The organism is Serratia sp. B501 (genome assembly GCF_051172315.1).
Classification (GTDB): Bacteria; Pseudomonadota; Gammaproteobacteria; order Enterobacterales; family Enterobacteriaceae; genus Serratia; species Serratia ureilytica.
The window spans coordinates 672408-690938 of sequence record NZ_JBPIZB010000001.1; the positions used below are offsets into that span (position 1 = coordinate 672408).

Genomic DNA, 18531 nt, shown 5'->3' on the forward strand with positions numbered 1-18531 from the left:
ACGCCGCCGCGCGGTTTACGCCGGATCCGCGTCATTCTCGTTGCCGCCAATCGCCAGGTAATCCGTGTAGATTTGCGGCGCGCCGGAGAACGACGCCAGTGTTTTCCACTCGTCGTACATGCGTTCGGTGTCCTGATGCTCGGCCACGAACCTGAGCGCTTGCTCGGTTGAGACATCGAGCTCCGGATGGAACGCGTTGAGTGACGCCAGACTTTCAATGATCAGCATCACCGCGTATTGATCCAGCCGGTTGCCGCTCTGGCCCTTCAGCAGGTGAAACTTCCAGCCCGGGTAGTCTTCCACGCGGTGGATGTTGTCGGTAATGAACCGTTCAAACCGCTGGGGCGAGACGCCCGCTTTAAGCGCCAGGTTATGAATGCCGATGACACGTTGAATGCTTTCCTTCCCCGGTTCGCTGCGGTAATTGGGGCCGGGCGGCAATGAACTGCGGCTATTCTCGGCCACCAGACGGTAACAGGTGTAAAGGGTCGGCAGTTCGGCGAAGGTCGCGAAGGTTTTCCACTCCTCAATCAACGCAGCGGCCTCAGGACGCTGCCGCCAAAAGGCGTGCGCCTCGTCGGTCAGCTCGCCGTTGCCGTCGATATAGCGCGCGTAGGTGGCGGCGTCTTTAGCCTGATAAACCATCAGGTACTGATTTTCACGCTCGCCGCGCAGGCCGCGCAGCAGCGTCCATCGCCAGCCGGGATAGGCCGGGATGGCGACGCCTTTACGGCGAACGAACGCTTCGAAACGCTCCGAGGCGACGCCCCGTTTCAGGTTGATTCCCACGTAGTGCAGGGAGAAAACCGGCGTGGTTGATGCATGCATTAAACGATCCTCGCAAGTTAAGTTAGTGAGATGTGTTCGTCACGGCTTTGGCGCTGATGCTGACCAGCAACAGGCACAGCAACGTGCAGCCGAAAGCCAGGGCCAGGGTGGTGTAATTGGCGATAAAACCGATCAGCGCCGGGCCGGTTAATAAGCCGAGATAGCCGACCAGCGTCACGGCCGGAAACGCCTGGCCGGGCGGCACCTGTTTTTGATTGCCGACGGCGTTGAACAGAATGGGAACGATGTTGGCGATGCCCAGGCCGGCGAGCATCAACCCGCCAAAGGCGGCCGATGCCAGAGGGACGGTGACGGTCAACAGCACGCCCGCCGCGGCGCACAGGCTGCCGAGCAGCAGAGTGCGAAAGCGCCCGACGGCGCCGATCAGCCTGTCGCCATACAGCCGCCCGCAGGCCACGGCGACGGCGTACAGCGTGAACCCGATCCCCGCCTGCGATTTGGCCACGCCGCGCTCGGCATGCAGGAATAATGCCGACCAGTCGAGCATCGCCCCCTCGGTCAGGAACACGAAGAAACAGAGCAGGGCGATAAACAGGATCTTGCCGTGGGCCAGCGCCCACCGCGCGCCGCCCTGTCGCCGCTCGCCGATGCCGCCGTGCGCCAGTAAGTCGCCGGCGACGATCAGCAGCAGGATCGCGATGAGGAGGGCGATCAGGCAGATGGCCTGGGCCGGGGTGAGGCCCGCCAGCAGCAACAGACTGACGCCGCCGGCGCCGGCAATGCCGCCAAGGCTGTAGAAGCCATGAAAACCGGACATTTTCGCCTGGCCGCTCTCCCGCTCGACGATTATCGCCTGTGAGTTCATCGCCACATCCATGATGCCGTTGACGGCGCCAAATACCCCCAATGCCGCCCCCATCAACAGCGGAGCATCGAGTAACGCCAACAGCGGCAAGTCGATGCACAGCAAGGCGCCAGCGCCCAGCAACACGGCGCGGCACCCCAGTTTGGCGATCAAATAACCGGCGAAGGGCATGATCGCCATGGAGCCGGCGGCGAGGCAAAACAGCAGCAAACCGAGCGCGCCGTCATCGATGCCCAATCGCGCTTTCACGAAAGGGATCAACGGCGCCCAGGCGGCCATGCCCAACCCGGCGAGGAAGAAGATCGCTCGGGTGGCGATTTGCCGGCGATGATTCTCTGCGGCCTCGCCGGTTAGCCAAGGCAGCATCATGACGATCGGCTCTGCGCGACGGACAGATAATCGGTATAAATCTGCGGTGAACCGGAAAATGACGCCAGTTGCTTCCACTCTTCATACATTTGCTTGGTGTCGCGATGCGCTTTGGCGAAGGTTGCCGCTTCGGCGGTGGCGATATCGGGCTCCGGATAGAACACGTCCAGCGCCGCCAGGCTGACGATTTCCATCATCACCGCGTACTGGTCGAGCCGATTGCCGCGCTCTCCCTTCAGCAAGTGAAACTTCCAGCCCGGATAATCCTCAATGCGATGGTGATTTTCGGCGATAAAGCGTTCGAATTGCGCCGGGGTTACGCCTTCGCGCAGTGCCAGATTGTGGATGCCGATAATGCGCGCCTCGGGCGGTTCGCCCGGCCGTTCCCGGTAGCGCGGGCCGGGCGGCACGTCGCTTTTTCTGTTCTCAGCCAGCAGGCGATAATCGCTGAACAGCGTCGGCAGCAGGCTGTAGGTGCCCAGTTTTCGCCACTCGGCGAGGATTTCCTGCGCGGCGGCATGCCGCCGCCAGAATTCGTGCGCGTGCGCCGTTCGCTGCCCGGTGGCGGTGACGTAACGATCGCGCTGCTCGGCGCTGTCAATCTCGTACAGCATCAGGTATTGCCCGACGCGTTCGCCGCGCAGGCCGCGCAGCAACGTCCAGCGCCAGCCGGGATAACAGGGGATATGCACGCCTTGTTCGCGCACGAAGGTTTCAAACTGTTGTGGCGTGACGCCTGCTTCGGTATCGATGCCGATGTAATAGAAGCTGAATACCGGTTTGGGATCGGAGACTGTCGTCGTCATCTTTCACTCCTGATTGGCGAATGCGGCGGAAAATTGGGTATTGATAATGGCTTCGACCAGCGTGACGCCGATGGGCGTGAGCGTCACGCACGGACCATCGACGGTGACCAGCGCTTTATCTACCAGGATTTTCAACGTGCGGCGGATGACCGGGTTAGCAAACAGGCTGTTGCCGTCAAAGCGCCGTTTAAACACCCGATCGTCCACCGGCAACAAGGTGGAGAGCGCCATTTTGAAGGCGTTCACTTCACGCTGGATCGGGGAGAAACCGCGGCTTTCTTCGATGGGCAGGCGGTCTTGGTTGAGCGCCTCCTTGTACTTCTTGTAACCGGTGATGTTGATGGCTTCGGATCGCGTCGATTTGGAGCTGCCGCCCAAACCGATCGCCACTTCCGGATACTGCTTGTCGAGATCGGTGATGAGCGCTTTCCACTTTTCCGGCTGTTGATCATTGCGGTGAAAATACATGGTGGGGTGTTCGGTATAGCCGCCATTCAGGTAGTTCTCGACCAGCTCGCGCATTTGGTACTGTTTGCCCAGCCCAGGGAAGCGCAGGTTGTTGATGCTGATCAGCCCCTTTTTCTGCCACAGGCTTTCGCGCTCGCCCGAGACGCCGGTGCGATTTTTAATAAACTCATCCATGTGCAGCTTGGTGCAGACGACGTGCGACAGATTCAGCTCGAGGGTTTTTTCCATGTCGTATTTCACGTCGTCCACGCTTTGGCCCAGCATGCCGTAAATGAGATCCACGCTGACCCAATCAATGCCGAGCGCGCGCGCATGATGAATGGTCTCCACGCACTCTTCGGCCGAGTGCATGCGCCCGCAGGCGGTGATGATGTCGTCATTGAAGGATTGGGTGCCGAAACTGATTTTGCTGAAGCCGAGCTCTTTCAGCAGTGCCAGATAGGCTTTGTTCAGGGTGCCGGGCTCCCCTTCGAAGCGCAGGGTGGCGTTGGTGAAGTTAAAGTGGCTGAAATAGAAGGCCATCATGCGGCGCAGTTCCGGCTCCGGCAGCAAGGACGGCGTGCCGCCAAAGACGTTGAATTCGCCGATTTCCACTTCGGCCAGGCTGGGCACGCGCGCCAGCCACATTTGCGCCTCCTTGATGTTGAAATCGACCAAATCGCGGAATACCGCCTGAGAGGCGGGCGCCTTGGGATTGAGGATCACCGTGGGGTACTGACAAAAATGGCAGCGATAGCGGCAGGTCGGGATATAGGCCCAGAGGTGGATTTTGCCCGCCTGGCGAATGTCGGCCTCCATATCGGCAAAAAACGCGGCCAGCGGGTAATCGACGAGATCGCCGGGGAACACGTGACAGCCGAACGGATCCTTATGGACGTACTCCAGAAAGGCCCGGTTTTCCGGTTGCGCCAGGAACGCGTTCACCCGCGGCGTGGGATAGTTTTCATCGATATCCAGCAATGAGTGCAAGGCTTCGTCGTTCATCAGAATACCCCTCCGTTGCCGAAATAGTTGTGGGCTTCGCCGGACTCGCGGTCTTCACAGAAGTAATAAACAAAGCGGGTGAAATCTTCGTCTTTGACCGTATCGAAGCAGGCCGGCAATGCGGGCGGGAAGCCGATATCGTCACCGACGGCGCGCCGCATGGCGGCAAACAGCGCATCGCGAAATTCGAGGTAGAGCCGATAGGCGGGGGTTTTGTAGGCATGGATCGGTTTGAAATCGATGAGGCGCATCTCGTGTTTCAGCTCGTGAATGCGACGGTAGAGGCTGTCGGCCAGCGGGCCGGAGAAGAAATCGCGCACTTCGCTGTTTTCCAACAGCAGATACGGATTGAGCAGCACCGGCAGTAAGATATTTTTTGGCGTGTAGTCCTTGACCGAGTAGTCCCAGGCCAGTTTCGCCTCCGCCGATGTGGCGTCCGCCAGCGCGGTTTTCTGCCGCTCAACGTCCGGCCGGACGTCCTTCATGATAATGATGCCGTCCTTGCCGTAGGCGATGCCGTTGATCACCTCATCGAGAATGGTGTCCACCCGGCGGCTGTTGATCTCAACGTAAGCATGGCGAGCGTAAACCGGCTTGCCGCCGTAGGCGATGACCTTAATGCCGAAGTCCCAGTCGTCGGACAGGTGTTCGACAAAGCGGCCATGGTTGAGCTGGTAGAAGATTTCGATGCCGCCTACCGCCTCATACAGGCTGCGCTCCACCCCGAACCCTTTGCCGTCGGGGAAGCCGCCGAACAGGGAGAACGAAAATTCGCGCAGACGCAGCGTTTTTTGGATCTCGCGGAACAGGTTGGGGCGGTGCTCAAACTCTGCGGGAGGGTAGTAATAGTTGCAGGTGCCCAGGTCGCCTTGTTGCTCGATCATGGTATTCACCAGCTCGTAAAGCCAAAATGCATCCACGGTGCAATCGGCATCGGCGGAAACGATATAGTGCTTGCGTTTATTTCCCAGCCGGCTGTCGCGGGCTTTAGAACGCAGCGACGCATAGTCCATGCCGCGTTTTCTGGCCGAGGAGACACCCTGCACCGATTCGGCGATAACATGAATGGCCATAGCCGGATGCCTTTCACTAAACGCGTTTATTTTAGCGACGGAATCATCGGTGGAGTTGTTATCAACGACAATCAGTTCGTAAGTGTCGTGGGTGATTAATTCATTCTTGGCGTGCTGATTGAACAGCGAAAGTAAAACCGCCTCAATACGGTCACTTTCATTATAAACGGGCAGTACGACAGACACAAAAACAGTATCACGCATAGATCCTCCAAGGGCTAATGAAAGTCCACAGTTAGAAATGGTTTGTCTGAAAATGAAATGTCACGTCATTCGATGATTAGCTGATATTTAAGAACTCCATGACGTTGTTGGATAAAATCCGCTTGCCCAGCGCGTAATTCTTTTCCGCCACGCGCTTCATCTTCTCCTTGTTATTAATGAACCGGTAGACTTGCTGGATGAATTCGTCGTTCGGCGGCCCATCCTGTAACTCGGAGATCGGCATGACGGGCGCTTCAAACCCATGCCGGCCGTAGACTTCGTGATAATATTCGTAGCGAGTGGTGATATAGCAACGGCGGCAACTGATCGCTTCGCCGATAGGATTGCCATAGCTATCATAATCATACGAGGTGAGAAAAGAGACCAGGTCGCAAGAGTGATAGAGGTCCTCTATGCAAAACGCGTCGTTTTCCGAGCGCATATCGACATGGGGAAGCATGCCGACGAATTTGACATAGGGGAGAACATTCAGTTCCTGCGCCAATTTGGCGAGTTGCAGATAACATGACGGATTTTCATATTCATTGCCGGCGATCGCCAAATAGGCGCGTCGCGTGTTGTGGTCGCGGATAAATAAATCGTTAATCCGGCTGATCAGCATAATATCGCGATCCAATCTTTTCTGAGGGATGATGCGGGTGGTTCTGGCAATGAGAAGATCATTGTCGCGAATATTCATCTGCTTTCTGACATTCGTTCTTTCGTGACTGTCCGAGAAGTCATAGGTATTTTTCTTTACCTCGACATGGACATCATGATTGCACCAGGCCTCCAGCTTTTGCTTCAGATCGTGATTGAGCGTGACATAGGTAATGTATTTTGAAGGGATAGGTTTGATGGCGTGAGAATAAGGCGGCGGGCCGTATTTGAGCACCTTTTTTTCGCTGTTCCACATCAGGTCATGATCGCGCCAGATGACGAAACGTGTCAGTCGATAACGTCGGCCATAATCTTCGATCGCCAGATACAGCGCTTTGGTATAGATGATGTTTTCCGGCAGCGTGCCGTTTTCCACCACCACATGGCTGATTGCGAGCGCTTCCCATTGGGCGATGAGGCGATCCGCCAGCTGCCGCGCCGTCAACGCGATGGTATGCAACAAAGCGGTTTTTTCTTGCTCGTCAATGGGCGTTTTCTGGCCGATCAACGCCGCGTGCGCGTAGTCGAGAAAGGCGGGGTGGTAATCTGGAATCGACGTGATGTCGTCCAGGCGGACCAGCGTAAAGACATCGCGGTAGATGTCATGCTCATGCTGATAGGGTTTATTAAAGTTTCCCTTATCAATCTTGATGTCGTATCCCAAATCAAGATAAGAGCGAAATCCACAGGCTTGCAGTCGTTTGGCAATCTTCATTGCTTCCACCGTGATCCCCGAGACCGAGACGGCATCGAACGAAATGAACATTGCATTCTTCTCTTGCCTTTCGTGCATCGCAGTACCTCCTGCTATTATTTGTAGTGCATTGATTTAAATTAACTATTTCTTAACAAGTCTCCGGTAACGTTCCCAATTGAGTGGAAAAAGAATCGTTTTGACGCTCTGGAATACACTCAAATCTGACAGAACGGAAGCTTAACCGTTCAAAAATGTAAAGATACGTTTATGCTTTGTGAGGGCTCTCACAAATATTCCGGTGCGGGAGGCGTGAAACAAGCAGAGGAAAAGAGGGGGGGATCAAGCCCCCCGAATGTGGGGCATGCGATGCCGATTTAACGATTCGCCATGCCGCCTTCGGCAGGCTGAAGTATCGCCTGCAGCAGCGTCGGCACCTGCTGGGATCCCACCGCCGGGCTGAACAAAAACCCTTGGCCGATATGGAAACCGGCTTCGCACAGCGTTTGGCGCTGCTGCTCGGTTTCCACGCCTTCGGCGATGATATCGATCGACAGCTTTTGACCGAGAATGCCGATGCTTTCCACGATCGCCAGGATCGCCGGTTCGGTGTTCATGCGTTGAATGAAGTCGCAGTCCAGCTTAATGCAGTCCAGCGGGTAGTCCATGATATGGCTGAACGAGGAGTGGCCAGTGCCGAAGTCGTCCAGCGCGATACGGATACCCATCTCTTTGAGCATGTGCAGCGCGCGCAGTACGTATTTCGAACCGTGCTTGTTGAACGCGTGTTCGGTCACTTCCAGTTCGATCAGGTGGTGGGGAATGTGGAACTTCAGCAGGCGTTGCAGGAAGGTTTCGGCGTAGTTGTCGCGTAAAAACTCGATCGGCGACACGTTCAGCGAAACGGGCCGCACTGCCACGCCGGCCGCACGCCAGCGGGCGATATCGGCGAAGACTTTCAGCTGCATGGCTTCGCTGATTTTGGTCGCCAGTTCGTAGTCGTTGAAGGCCTCGCTGACCGTCGCCGGCAGCTGTATGCCGTTTTGCGGGCAATGCCAGCGCAGCAGCGCTTCGAAGCCGACGATGCTGCCATCGGCGAGGCTGACCTTCGGCTGGTAGTTGGGGCGAATGCAATTATCGCGCACGATCTGGCGCGCGTAGTTGAGCTGACTGGCGCGGGCGCGGGCTTTGTCCATCATCTTGCTGTCGAACATGTAGACGCCGCCGCGGCCGCCTTCTTTCAGTTCATACAGCGCGGTATCGGCGCACTTCATCAGCTCTGACGCATCGCGGGCATCTTTGGGATAGATGGCGCCACCGATGCTCATGCCGCAATGCAACGTCTTGCCGCCGTGGGTGATCGGCGTCTCCAGCTGCAGCAGAAACTTGTTGGCGATGCGGAAAATATCCTGCTCGTTTTCGACGTCGCTGATCACGACGGCGAACTCGTCGCCGCCGAGGCGAGAGACGAACGAATGGGTATTCATGCAGGCGCTGAGCCTTTTGCCCAGCACCCGCAGCAGATGATCGCCCGCCGCGTGGCCCAGCGTATCGTTCACCAGTTTGAAATGGTCAAGATCCAGCAGCATCAGCCCGAGCGACTTGTTGCCGTGCAGGGCGCGCTTCATCTCTTGCTTCAGCTTTTTCTTGAAGAGGCGCCGGTTGGGCAGGCCGGTCAGTTCGTCATACTCGCTGGCAAGCAGCAGGCGTTGCTCCATCACGCGCTGCGACGTCACATCCCGTGAGACGCACAAGATCTCGGCCACGACCCCGTGCTCATCGCTGACGGGAGAGAGGATGTTGTCCCAATGCTGTTTTTTGCCCTGCGGCGTCACGCTCAATCCCGCGAAACGCGCATTCTTACCGGCTTTGACGCTGCGCAACGCTTTGCTGCCGCGGCGGCGAACTTCGGGCGACAACAGCCCCAGCCAGGGCATGCCAAACTCTTTTTGCGCCGGATCGAGGCCGAGCGCCAGGCTGCCGGAGCGGTTCATGTGGCGCAGCGTGCCGTCGCGATTGATCACTTTGATGCAGTCGACGCTGGCGTCCAGCATGTCTTGCTGGATAGAGAGCGCCTGAACGTTTTGCTGGCGTTGCAGCATTTGCGGATGGATGTCGGTAGCGGTGAGGTACCAGCTGGGCTCCAGCGCCTTGCCGTCCTGGCGGGCGTTAAACGCCAGCATAAACCACCGGTAGGCGCCGCTGCGCTCGCGCAGACGGGCTTCGCCGGCGAACGAGGAGAGGGCAACGATGGCCTGGCGCCATTGCGCGGCCAGGCGTTCGCGATCGTCAGGGTGCAGGGCCTCGAGCCAGTCTGCGGCGCCGTGCTCACCGGCGATTGCGCCGGTATAGTCGCGCCACTGCTTGTTGAAGTAACCGCCAAGGCGGTTGCCGAAGCAGATCAGACCCGGCAAGTCGTCTACGATTTCGCTGTAGAGGTCGATCGGATTTTTGTTATTGGTCTGCTCGGGCAACAGGCTCATGCGGTATTTCCTCGGAAAATTACCCATATTCTTGCTCTATAGCAGAGCCTCTTTCAATATAGTCTTGCCAATGAAAATGGGAATAGCCAGCGGGCGCGGCTAAAAATCGGCCTGGTAGCATGAAATAGATTACGCAAGAACGCATTAGGAATACTCCTGTTATTTATAAGCCCCTCTTATATTGCATCGAAAAATAAGTGCTCCGACCAGGCGGTTTAATAACCGCAAAAAAGTAATCAAACCTGATGTTTCTTTTTGAGGAAATGTTCAGTCTTTCTGCTGCTCTTTCACTCGTCATACCGCCTCTCTTATGCATCATGACTGACAAAATCCGCATGCCGGGCGGTAAAAAGCGCCATGTTATGCCCGGCTCAGCGGTGGCCGACGCACTTGTCGCCGACGTTTGCGGTGAAAGTTATGATGCAAATCAAGAAATGTTTTGTTTCATCTGTTGACACTTTGCTTACGTATAAGATAGCCTCGCGAATGAAAATCATTAACAAAACTGGATGATTGAGCGGGGTGCACCCACAGCCTGATTCTCGCGCTTCGGCCGGATGGCCGAGCCGTGCCGGTATAACGGCGCCGGGTTTATCGCTGGCAAACGTACATTCGCCACCTGTCTGCACTTCTGCGCCCTAAGCGTATGGCGTGGTGACATCTTCATGTCCGCACGCCCGAATTTTTATCACTCAGCCTGTTTTATGCGGCCCGCGTCGGGCAGGCATGCGTTATCTGTCGTTTCACGATCATAGGAGGTTTCAGCGCGGTTAAAACGTCAGTTTTCTTCTGGGTATAAATAAACATGGAGCGTAAAATGATACTTAATAAAAAATTGAAGTTAGCGTATTGCGTGTTTCTGGGTTGTTATGGCTTGTCTCTTCATTCATCTCTTGCCGCTTATCGGGAACCAGGGCAATTAGGTTCGCCCGATAGTTGGAAAACCGCAGAATTTAATCGCCAATGGGGGCTTGAGGCTATTTCCGCCGAGTTCGCCTATGCCAGAGGCTATACCGGAAAAGGCGTGACGATTGGCGTTATTGATGATGCCATTCTCTCTCATCCGGAATTCGCCGGTAAACTGACGCGGCTGGATAACGGCAGCTATAATTTCTCGTATGATAAACAAGATAATATGTCATTCGGCACGCATGGCACGCATGTCGCCGGTATTGCAGCCGCCAAAAGAGACGGCTCCGGTATGCATGGCGTCGCCTACGACGCGGACATTATCGGCGCCAAGTTGAACGACTTCGGCAATCGCAACGGCCGCGAAGAACTGATCCAGAGCCCAGCCCGGGTTATCAATAACAGCTGGGGGATCCCACCGGCGGTCAGAAAGGATGCCAATGGCAACACCATTTGGCTGCCGAACGGGCGGCCTGACTATGTGGCGTGGGTGAAAACCGACGTCATCAATGAAGTGATGCGCAATAAGTCCAACCTGGAATGGGGCAGCGAGCAACCCGTGCCCACCGGCGGGCACAGCGCCATGGCGACGCTGCTGCGCGCCGCCAAGCATGGCAAGCTGATCGTTTTCTCGGCAGGCAATTACAATAACTACAATATTCCTGAGGCGCAAAAGTCACTTCCCTATGCTTTCCCTGAGGTATTAAACAATTATCTGATCGTGACCAATCTGAGTAATAACGATAAGTTAAGCGTTTCCTCAACCAGCTGTGGACATACGGCCAGTTTTTGCGTGTCAGCGCCGGGCAGCAGTATTTACAGCAGCGTAGGAGAGCTGGTTTCCAATACCGGCGGGGCGGTGAACCGCGAAGCCTATAATAAGGGCGAGCTGACGGTTAAACCCGATTACGGAAATATGTCGGGCACCTCAATGGCGGCGCCGCACGTCACCGGATTTGCCGCCGTATTGATGCAGCGCTTCCCTTATATGAGCGCCGCTCAAATATCCGCGGTCATCAAAACCACCGCCACCGATTTAGGCGAGGCCGGCATTGATCATTTATTCGGCTGGGGCCGCGTCAATTTACGCGATGCGATCAACGGGCCGAAGATGTTTATCACCCAAGAGGATATTCCGCAGGAATTCTATGTGCCGGGTTCCTACAGTGAAAAACAGTTTGTGGTGAATATCCCCGGTCTGGGGAATATCGTCGAAGCCGGAACCCCGGTTGAGCGGCGTTGCACGTCGGGCGAATGCGACTTCGATTCGTGGAGCAATGACATCCGCGGCCACGGCGGGTTGACCAAAACGGGCGCCGGTACGCTGGCGCTGTTAGGCAATAATACTTACAGCGGTGACACCTGGGTGAAACAGGGCGTACTGGCGATCAACGGTTCGGTGGCGTCCAATGTCTATATCGAAAATAGCGGCACGCTGGCCGGCGACGGCACGGTGGGGGCGTTCAGAGCGGTTCGGGGCGGCAGCGTGACGCCGGGAAATGGCATCGGTACGCTGCACGTGTTGCATGACGCCGTGTTTGATCGCGGCTCGGAGTATAACGTCGAGGTCGCAGACAATGGCCGCAGCGATAAAATCGAAGCGCGGCGCGCTTTCCTCTACGGCGGCAGTGTGAACGTCAGCCTGGAGCACAGCAAGAACCTGCTGTCGCAAAATGAGGCGCAAAGCCTGCTGGGCAACAAATACACCATCCTGACGACGACGGATGGCGTGACCGGCCGCTTCGAAAATGCCAATCCTTCGTATCCGTTTGTCAACGTGACGCTGGACTATCAGAGCAATGACGTCGGCCTTGGGATCACGCGCACCGCCGCCCGTTTTGACAGCCTGGCCAGCACCGAAAACGAGAAAGCGGTCGCCCGCGCGGTAGAAACGCTCAACGCCACGGAACCGGTCACGGAAACGGCCAAACGCAGCGTCGCGGCGCCTACCGCTGAAGCGCTAACCGCACTGCAGGGCGTTGAAGGCGAGGCGACAGCCGTTACCGAAGCGACGAGCCCCGTGGCCGGCCACCCGGTTTATGAAAGCTTCCTCGGCTTCACCTCGGCCAGAGAATTGCAACAGGCGACCCGTCAACTGTCCGGCCAGATCCACGCGGATATGGCTTCCGCCCAGATCAACGAAAGCCGTAATCTGCGCGATACCGCCACCGAGCGCTTGCGCCAGGCTGAAGGCCGCCGCACCGCTTCCGATATCAAAGCGGATGATAATGGCGCCTGGGCGAAACTGCTGGGCAACTGGGGGCATGCTTCCGGCAACGACAACGCCACCGGTTACCAGACATCCACCTATGGCGTGCTGTTGGGTCTGGACAGTGAACTGTTTGACGACGGCCGGCTGGGCGTGATGACCGGGTATACCCGCACGTCGCTGGATGGCGGCTATCAGTCAGATGCTCACAGCGACAACTACCATCTGGGGCTGTACGGCGACAAACGTTTCGGCGCGTTGGCGCTGCGAGCGGGCGGCACCTACACCTGGCATCGCATCGACACGTCGCGCTCGATAAACTACGGCGCGCAGGCGGATCGCGAAAAGGCCCGCTATAACGCGCGCACCGGTCAGCTGTTTATCGAAAGCGGTTACGATTGGAGCAACGACGTGGTCAATCTTGAGCCGTTCGCCAACCTGGCGTACACCCACTATCGCAACGAGGGGATCAACGAGCAAGGCGGGGCGGCGGCGCTGCGCGGCGATAAGCAAAGTCAGTCCGCCACCGCTTCGACGCTGGGCCTGCGCGCCGATACGCAATGGCAGACCGACAGCGTGGCGATCGCGCTGCGCGGCGAGCTGGGTTGGCAACATCAGTACGGCAAGCTGGAGCGTAAAACACAGCTGATGTTCAAACGCAGCGATGCGGCGTTCGACGTGAACAGCGTCCCCGTTTCCCGTGACGGGGCGGTTCTGAAGGCGGGCGTCGATGTTTGGGTTAACAAAAACGCCGTGTTGTCCCTTGGTTACGGCGGGCAATTGTCGTCCAACCATCAGGACAACAGCGTCAATGCCGGTCTGACCTGGCGCTTCTGATAGCCGTTGACCCGTTTCGCGCTACTCAGCCCCCATCGCAACGATGGGGTTTTTTATGGGGCGCGCGGAAGCGACTGGCCGGGCGGCGGTGTCTTCACAGGATAAAGGCGCGTTAGAACAGGATGTTTCTAATGAAAAGAGGAAAAGGCATGAAAATGAAACGGATGGTTAATATTCTGCTGTTCAGGCAATAAACCCCAAAAAAAGGAGACGTCATGCAACGTCTCCCTCGAAATGCCCCATTGAGCGCGGTTCGCCGCTTTATTTAACCGGCGTTCAGGCGATTATTTATCCAGCGCGTAGGCGATGACGTAATCTCCGCGATCCGGCGACTGACGTGCGCCGCCGGCGGAAATGACGACATACTGCTTACCGGTGGTCGGCGAGACGTAACTCATCGGCGTGCCGCCGCTGCCGACCGGCAAGCGCGCTTTCCACAGCTCTTGCCCGGTGGATGAATCAAAGGCGCGCAGATAATAATCCTGCGTACCGGCGATAAACACCAGGCCGCCTTGAGTCGCCAGCGTGCCGCCCAGCGTCGGCATGCCGACCGGCATCTGCGCGCGCATTTTGATGCCGAACGGCCCGGTATCCTGCACCGTTCCTACCGGAACCTGCCACACCACTCTGCGCGTCTGCAAATCGATGGCGGAGAGGGTGCCGAACGGCGGTTTTTGGCAAGGAATGCCCAGCGGCGACATGAAGCGATTCTTATTGACGGCATACGGCGTGCCTTTGAGCGGGACCGCGCCCATGCCGGTATTCACCGCTTCACCGCCGTTGCCGGCCGGTGCGCCTGCGTCGGCTTTCTGCGGGATCATCTGCACCCACAGGCCCAGACGCATATCGTTGGCGAAAATATAACGGTTGTTCGGATCGGTAGAGAGACCGCCCCAGTTCATGCCGCCCAGCGAGCCGGGGAAGCTGAGGGAAACGTCGGTGTCCGGCGCGGTGAACAGGCCGTCATAACGCATCGATTTAAAGCTGATGCGGCACATCAATTGATCGAATGGCGTAGCGCCCCACATGTCGGACTCGCTGAGCTTCTGTGCGCCAATCTGCGGCATGCCGACGGAGAACGGCTGCGTGGCGGAATATTGCTCGCCCGGAATGGTGCGGGTCTTCACCGGCAGTTCCTTCACTTCGGTCAGCGGTTTGCCAGTATGGCGATCCAGCACGAAGATCTGCCCGCTTTTGGTGCCGATAACCAACGCAGGGCGGGTGGTGCCGTCCTGCATCGGGAAGTCGAGCAGGCTGGGCTGCATCGGCAGATCGAAGTCCCACAGATCGTTATGCACGGTCTGATAGACCCATTTCTCTTTGCCGGTGGTCGCGTCGAGCGCCAGCACCGAGGCGCCGTATCGGTGATCCAGCGCGTTGCGGTTGGCGCCCCACAGATCGACGGAGGAGCTGCCCATCGGCAGGAAGACCGTGTTCATCGCCGGATCGTACGACATCGGCGCCCAGGAGTTCGGGGTGCTGCGCACGAAGTGTTGATCCGGTTTCAGGGCAGCGTTCGGCTGCGGATTGCCCGGGTCAAACGCCCAGCGCATTTCGCCGGTGACCACGTTGAAGCCGCGCAGCACGCCGCCGGGCATATCGGTTTGCACGTTATCGGCAACGCGCCCGCCGACCACCACGGTGGTGCCGGCCAGCGTCGGCGCTGACGTCAGTTGATATTTCGGATCGGCGGCGTCGCCCAGACCGGCCTTCAGGTCCACCACGCCCTGGTTGCCGAAGTGTTGGCAGAATTCGCCGTTGTCGGCGTTAATCGCCATCAGGCGCGCGTCGATGGTGTTCATCAATATGCGCCGTTGGCAGCTGTCGCCGGCCGCCAGCGCGACGGGCGCGGCGGGGGTTGAACCCGGCACGCTCGGCGCGGGCAACGGCTTGTTGACGTCGAAGTAGGCCAGGCCGCGACAGCGATTCCATACCTGCGACTTGGCGTTGACTTCTCGTCGCCAAATTTCTTTGCCGCTGTCGGCGTCGACGGCGATCACATTGTTATGCGGCGTGCACAGGAAAATGCGGTTGCCGATCTGCAGCGGCGTTTGCTGATCTTCCGCGCCGTTGCCATCAGGGCTGATAGGGATGTCACCCGTATGGAACGTCCAGGCGACTTTCAGCTCCCGTACGTTATCGCGGGTGATCTGATCCAGCGCGACGAAACGGCTGCCGCCCGGCGTATTGCCGTAGTTATCCCAATCTTTCTGCTGTTGCGCTTTATCAACCGGGATCAGCGGCAGCGGCTGGCCGCTGAAGGCAACGGTGGGATGCGGCTGGAACATTTGGACAAAGGCGCCGACCATGCCGACCGCCAGCAAGGCGGAGAGCAGGTAAGCCGGCTTGGCCAACGGCGCTTTGCCTTCGCGCTTGCGCAGCGCCGGCCAGGTGAGGAAGGCCAGCAGCATCAGGCCGGTCGGCACCATCAGACGGGAAATCAACGGCCAAAAATCAAAACCGGCGTCCAACGGCGCCCAAATGACGGTGCCGATGAACACCGCCAGGAACAGCCAAACCGCTGAGGACTTGCGGCGGAAAAACTGAATGGCCGACAGCAGGATGACGAGGCCGGCAATCAGGAAGTAGGCGCTGCCGCCCAGCGAGAGCAGTTTGCCGCCGGCGACGGTGAAGAACAGGCCGGTGGCGGCCAGGATGATGCCTAACAGGCAACACCACAGCGTAAGTTTTATGCCCGAACGTGCATTGGCATCTGACATTGAATAATCTCCAATAACATACTGATTCTTAAAGGTGAAAAGGTCGTTATTGGCGACTATTGTAACATTGATGGAGGTGCGCTTGTTAAGGATATGTAACTGTTTTTATGAGGGAAAAGCCGACGTTATCGGCACAACCTCGGTTTGGCTTAGAGGAATATCCGTTTCTGCCAGTGTACGAGCTGCGCGGCAGGCAGAGAGGCAACCTGCGCCACCCGGTGGCGATTTTCCAGGGCGATTTCCCGGGCGCGTTGCAACGGCTCGGCGCTGAGGCGCTGCACGCTTTGCCGCAGCGCCTGTTGCGCCAGCTCCAGTTCGCCGGCGCCGAGGTGCGCCAGTTCATGGCGCATCTGCAGCAAGAATTCGTCGGTTAACTGCTGCAGCTGCTCAACGGCGAACGTCGGGGATTGCAGCGCAAACAGCAGGCCTTCGGCATCGGCGCTGCGATGAAAGGCGCATTGCACCACGTAACCCACGTTGCGCTCGACGCGCAACTGCTGGAAGTAACGCGGCGCGTAAAGCCGGGCCAGCACGCGCAGCGCCCAACGGCCTTCGGCTTGGTCGTTCGGCAGCGGGTAAAATTGCAGCAAGGCGTGTTCTGCGCCGCTTTCCGTCAGGGTGACGGGGTGGTGATGCAGAGGCGTCGGCCGCTGAGCCTCGTCGGTTATGGGAAAAGGAAAGTCATACAGCAAATGCGACAGCCGCCGGTTTAACTCGCCGTCGCCGCCGACCAGGGTGGCATGCCAGAGCGGGGCCGTTGCCGTTGATACGCTCAACGCCGCCGGCAATTGGGCTAACAGGCGGCGAATGGCGATATCGTTTTGCGCTTTGAGCTGCGCGTGGCGCAGGTTTCTCGCCGCCTCGTTGATGACGGCCGGCGGCGGCGCCGCCAGGGCCCGATTCACGACGTTCAGACCGTGGCAGATCAGCGCTGCGCTGCCCGCCAGCTGTAATAACCACACGCCCTGGTGGCGCTCGAAGCTTAAATGTCCCTCCCGATGCGCTAACTCGGCCGCTCCAGGGCGCAATGCCGCCTGCAAACCACAGGCCTGTTCTTCGCTGAGAGCGCCATGCGGCGATGGGCGCAGCAGCAGCACCGGCTGCGCTTCGTCGGGGCGCAGATGCCGCAGCGGCGTCTGGCCGGCCGGCAGGGGCGGGATCGGCAGCGCCGCTGAGGTAGAGAAAAAGCGGAAAGGATCTATCGTGGGCGTCGGCACGGTGCGGACGAAGGGCGCGAGCGCCAACGGCAGCCCTTGAATTTCACGCGCTTCACCGCCTCCCTCGGGCAGCACGGCCAGACGGCGATGCGGCGCGCTAATCAGCGCCGAAATATGCCGTGGCCAATCGTCGTTCGGCTCCACCGGCGGCAGCCCAAATGCTCTGGCGCGCAACTGATCGAGCGGCGCCAAACGGTGGAAATCGCGGTTTGCCAGTTGCCCGAAATGCGCAAGCTGAGCCGGTGTCAGCGCGATCAGCGCCTGCAACCAGGCCAGCAAGGCGCTTTCGATGTGGGCGGCTTCAGACGCCGAGCCGTGATTGACGGTAAAAATAAAACTCAGCAGGGCGCTGTTTTCAGCGCAGCGGGCGTAATCCAGCCTAACGGCGTCGGCCCACGCGTGAGCGCGCAGCCGTGCCAGCAGCCCGCCAGGGGCTTCGTCCAGTAATAAGCGCTCCAGCCGCCGCAGCCAGCCGCGTGAACGGGAGTGCGGCAGGGCAAACACCAACCGCAGCTGCGGCGCGCCGGGGAGAGACAGCGTGTAATCTTGCCCGGCGGCCAGCGGCGGCAATGCCTCGGGCGGCGCGACGCTGCCCGGCGGCAAGGCGCCGCCGTAGCGCTGCGCCAGCGCATGCAACTGCTCGAGCGATTGCGGGCCTTGCAGCCACAGCGTGATGTTCGGCGCGCGGTAATAGTGGTGGTGAAACTGCCGCAGCGCCCGCTGCAACGCGGGAATATCGCTGCCGAAAGCGGCGCGGCTGCCGATATGAAAGCGGTGCAACGCGTCAATGCCGCTGAACATCTGCCGCTGCGCCGCTTCGCAGCGGGTTTCACCGTCGGCGCGCAGCAGGCGATATTCGGCGTCGATGACCTCGATCTCCTGGGCGATTGACTCAGCCGTCAGCTGTGGGACGGCGAGCATATCGATCAGCCTGGCCAACCCCTCCGCCAGCTGTTCGGCGCTCACCTCAAAGAAAAATGCGGTTTGCGTGGCCTGGGTCGTGGCGTTTAACCGGCCGCCGACCGCCGGCGTCCAGCCCATCAGCCCATCCTGCGCGCTAAAGTTCACGCTGCCGCGAAACAGCATATGCTCCAGCAGATGCGCCAGGCCCGGCCAGGCGGCAGGCGCCTGAAAGCTGCCCGCCTCGATGCGCACCAGCGCGGCGGCGGCCTCGGCGTCCGGCGTGCTTATTGCCCTGACGGCCAAACCGTTATCGAGCTGCCACGAGGCGGCGAGTGTCATCG

10 protein-coding genes are annotated in these 18531 nt (G+C 58.7%); 1 reads left to right on the forward strand and 9 read right to left on the reverse strand.

The window, feature by feature from the left end; genetic code table 11:
• Positions 1-15: 15 nt before the first annotated feature.
• The 7 genes from ACSBQV_RS03470 to ACSBQV_RS03500 form a co-directional block, all read right to left on the reverse strand.
• Positions 16-828, reverse strand: coding sequence for a hypothetical protein (locus tag ACSBQV_RS03470; protein ID WP_099783053.1), 813 nt, complete (start codon positions 826-828; stop codon positions 16-18).
• A gap of 22 nt (positions 829-850) precedes the next feature.
• The gene (locus tag ACSBQV_RS03475; RefSeq protein WP_099783055.1) at positions 851-2023 is read right to left on the reverse strand and encodes an MFS transporter; all 1173 of its coding nucleotides are present in this window, start codon (positions 2021-2023) and stop codon (positions 851-853) included.
• On the reverse strand, positions 2020-2829 hold the full coding sequence (locus ACSBQV_RS03480; RefSeq protein WP_015377860.1) for a hypothetical protein: 810 nt from the start codon (positions 2827-2829) through the stop codon (positions 2020-2022). The genes ACSBQV_RS03475 and ACSBQV_RS03480 overlap by 4 nt, the downstream gene beginning before the upstream one ends.
• Before the next feature lie 3 nt (positions 2830-2832).
• Complete coding sequence (locus ACSBQV_RS03485; RefSeq protein WP_099783057.1) at positions 2833-4281, reverse strand: radical SAM protein; 1449 nt, start codon at positions 4279-4281, stop codon at positions 2833-2835.
• Entirely contained in the window at positions 4281-5558 is a 1278-nt protein-coding gene (locus tag ACSBQV_RS03490; protein ID WP_099783059.1) for a glycosyltransferase family 2 protein, read from the reverse strand. Before ACSBQV_RS03490 ends, ACSBQV_RS03485 begins: the two co-directional genes overlap by 1 nt.
• A gap of 76 nt (positions 5559-5634) precedes the next feature.
• A complete protein-coding gene (locus tag ACSBQV_RS03495) occupies positions 5635-7011 on the reverse strand; it encodes a glycosyl transferase family 2 (protein WP_099783061.1) in 1377 nt (458 codons plus the stop codon).
• Between the two features lie 278 nt (positions 7012-7289).
• Positions 7290-9395 carry a putative bifunctional diguanylate cyclase/phosphodiesterase gene (locus ACSBQV_RS03500; protein ID WP_099783063.1) on the reverse strand — a complete coding sequence of 702 codons (2106 nt, stop codon included), beginning with the start codon at positions 9393-9395 and terminating at the stop codon, positions 7290-7292.
• A 1024-nt stretch (positions 9396-10419) separates the two neighbouring features.
• Between ACSBQV_RS03500 and ACSBQV_RS03505 the strand changes: the two genes are divergently transcribed.
• Complete coding sequence (locus tag ACSBQV_RS03505; RefSeq protein WP_241900209.1) at positions 10420-13350, forward strand: autotransporter domain-containing protein; 2931 nt, start codon at positions 10420-10422, stop codon at positions 13348-13350.
• A 284-nt stretch (positions 13351-13634) separates the two neighbouring features.
• On the opposite strand, the gene ACSBQV_RS03510 is transcribed toward ACSBQV_RS03505, so the two are convergent.
• Both ACSBQV_RS03510 and pqqF read right to left on the reverse strand, forming a co-directional pair.
• The gene (locus ACSBQV_RS03510; protein WP_099783069.1) at positions 13635-16070 is read right to left on the reverse strand and encodes a glucose/quinate/shikimate family membrane-bound PQQ-dependent dehydrogenase; all 2436 of its coding nucleotides are present in this window, start codon (positions 16068-16070) and stop codon (positions 13635-13637) included.
• A gap of 149 nt (positions 16071-16219) precedes the next feature.
• A complete protein-coding gene (gene pqqF, locus ACSBQV_RS03515; protein ID WP_099783071.1) occupies positions 16220-18529 on the reverse strand; it encodes a pyrroloquinoline quinone biosynthesis protein PqqF in 2310 nt (769 codons plus the stop codon).
• Positions 18530-18531: the final 2 nt, after the last annotated feature.

Bases quoted from the DNA above. Each gene is read 5' to 3' on its own strand.
- ACSBQV_RS03470 (WP_099783053.1), bottom strand. From the start codon at position 828: ATGCATGCATCAACCACGCCGGTTTTCTCCCTGCACTACGTGGGAATC.
- ACSBQV_RS03475 (WP_099783055.1), bottom strand. From the start codon at position 2,023: ATGATGCTGCCTTGGCTAACCGGCGAGGCCGCAGAGAATCATCGCCGG.
- ACSBQV_RS03480 (WP_015377860.1), bottom strand. From the start codon at position 2,829: ATGACGACGACAGTCTCCGATCCCAAACCGGTATTCAGCTTCTATTAC.
- ACSBQV_RS03485 (WP_099783057.1), bottom strand. From the start codon at position 4,281: ATGAACGACGAAGCCTTGCACTCATTGCTGGATATCGATGAAAACTAT.
- ACSBQV_RS03490 (WP_099783059.1), bottom strand. From the start codon at position 5,558: ATGCGTGATACTGTTTTTGTGTCTGTCGTACTGCCCGTTTATAATGAA.
- ACSBQV_RS03495 (WP_099783061.1), bottom strand. From the start codon at position 7,011: ATGCACGAAAGGCAAGAGAAGAATGCAATGTTCATTTCGTTCGATGCC.
- ACSBQV_RS03500 (WP_099783063.1), bottom strand. From the start codon at position 9,395: ATGAGCCTGTTGCCCGAGCAGACCAATAACAAAAATCCGATCGACCTC.
- ACSBQV_RS03510 (WP_099783069.1), bottom strand. From the start codon at position 16,070: ATGTCAGATGCCAATGCACGTTCGGGCATAAAACTTACGCTGTGGTGT.
- pqqF (WP_099783071.1), bottom strand. From the start codon at position 18,529: ATGACACTCGCCGCCTCGTGGCAGCTCGATAACGGTTTGGCCGTCAGG.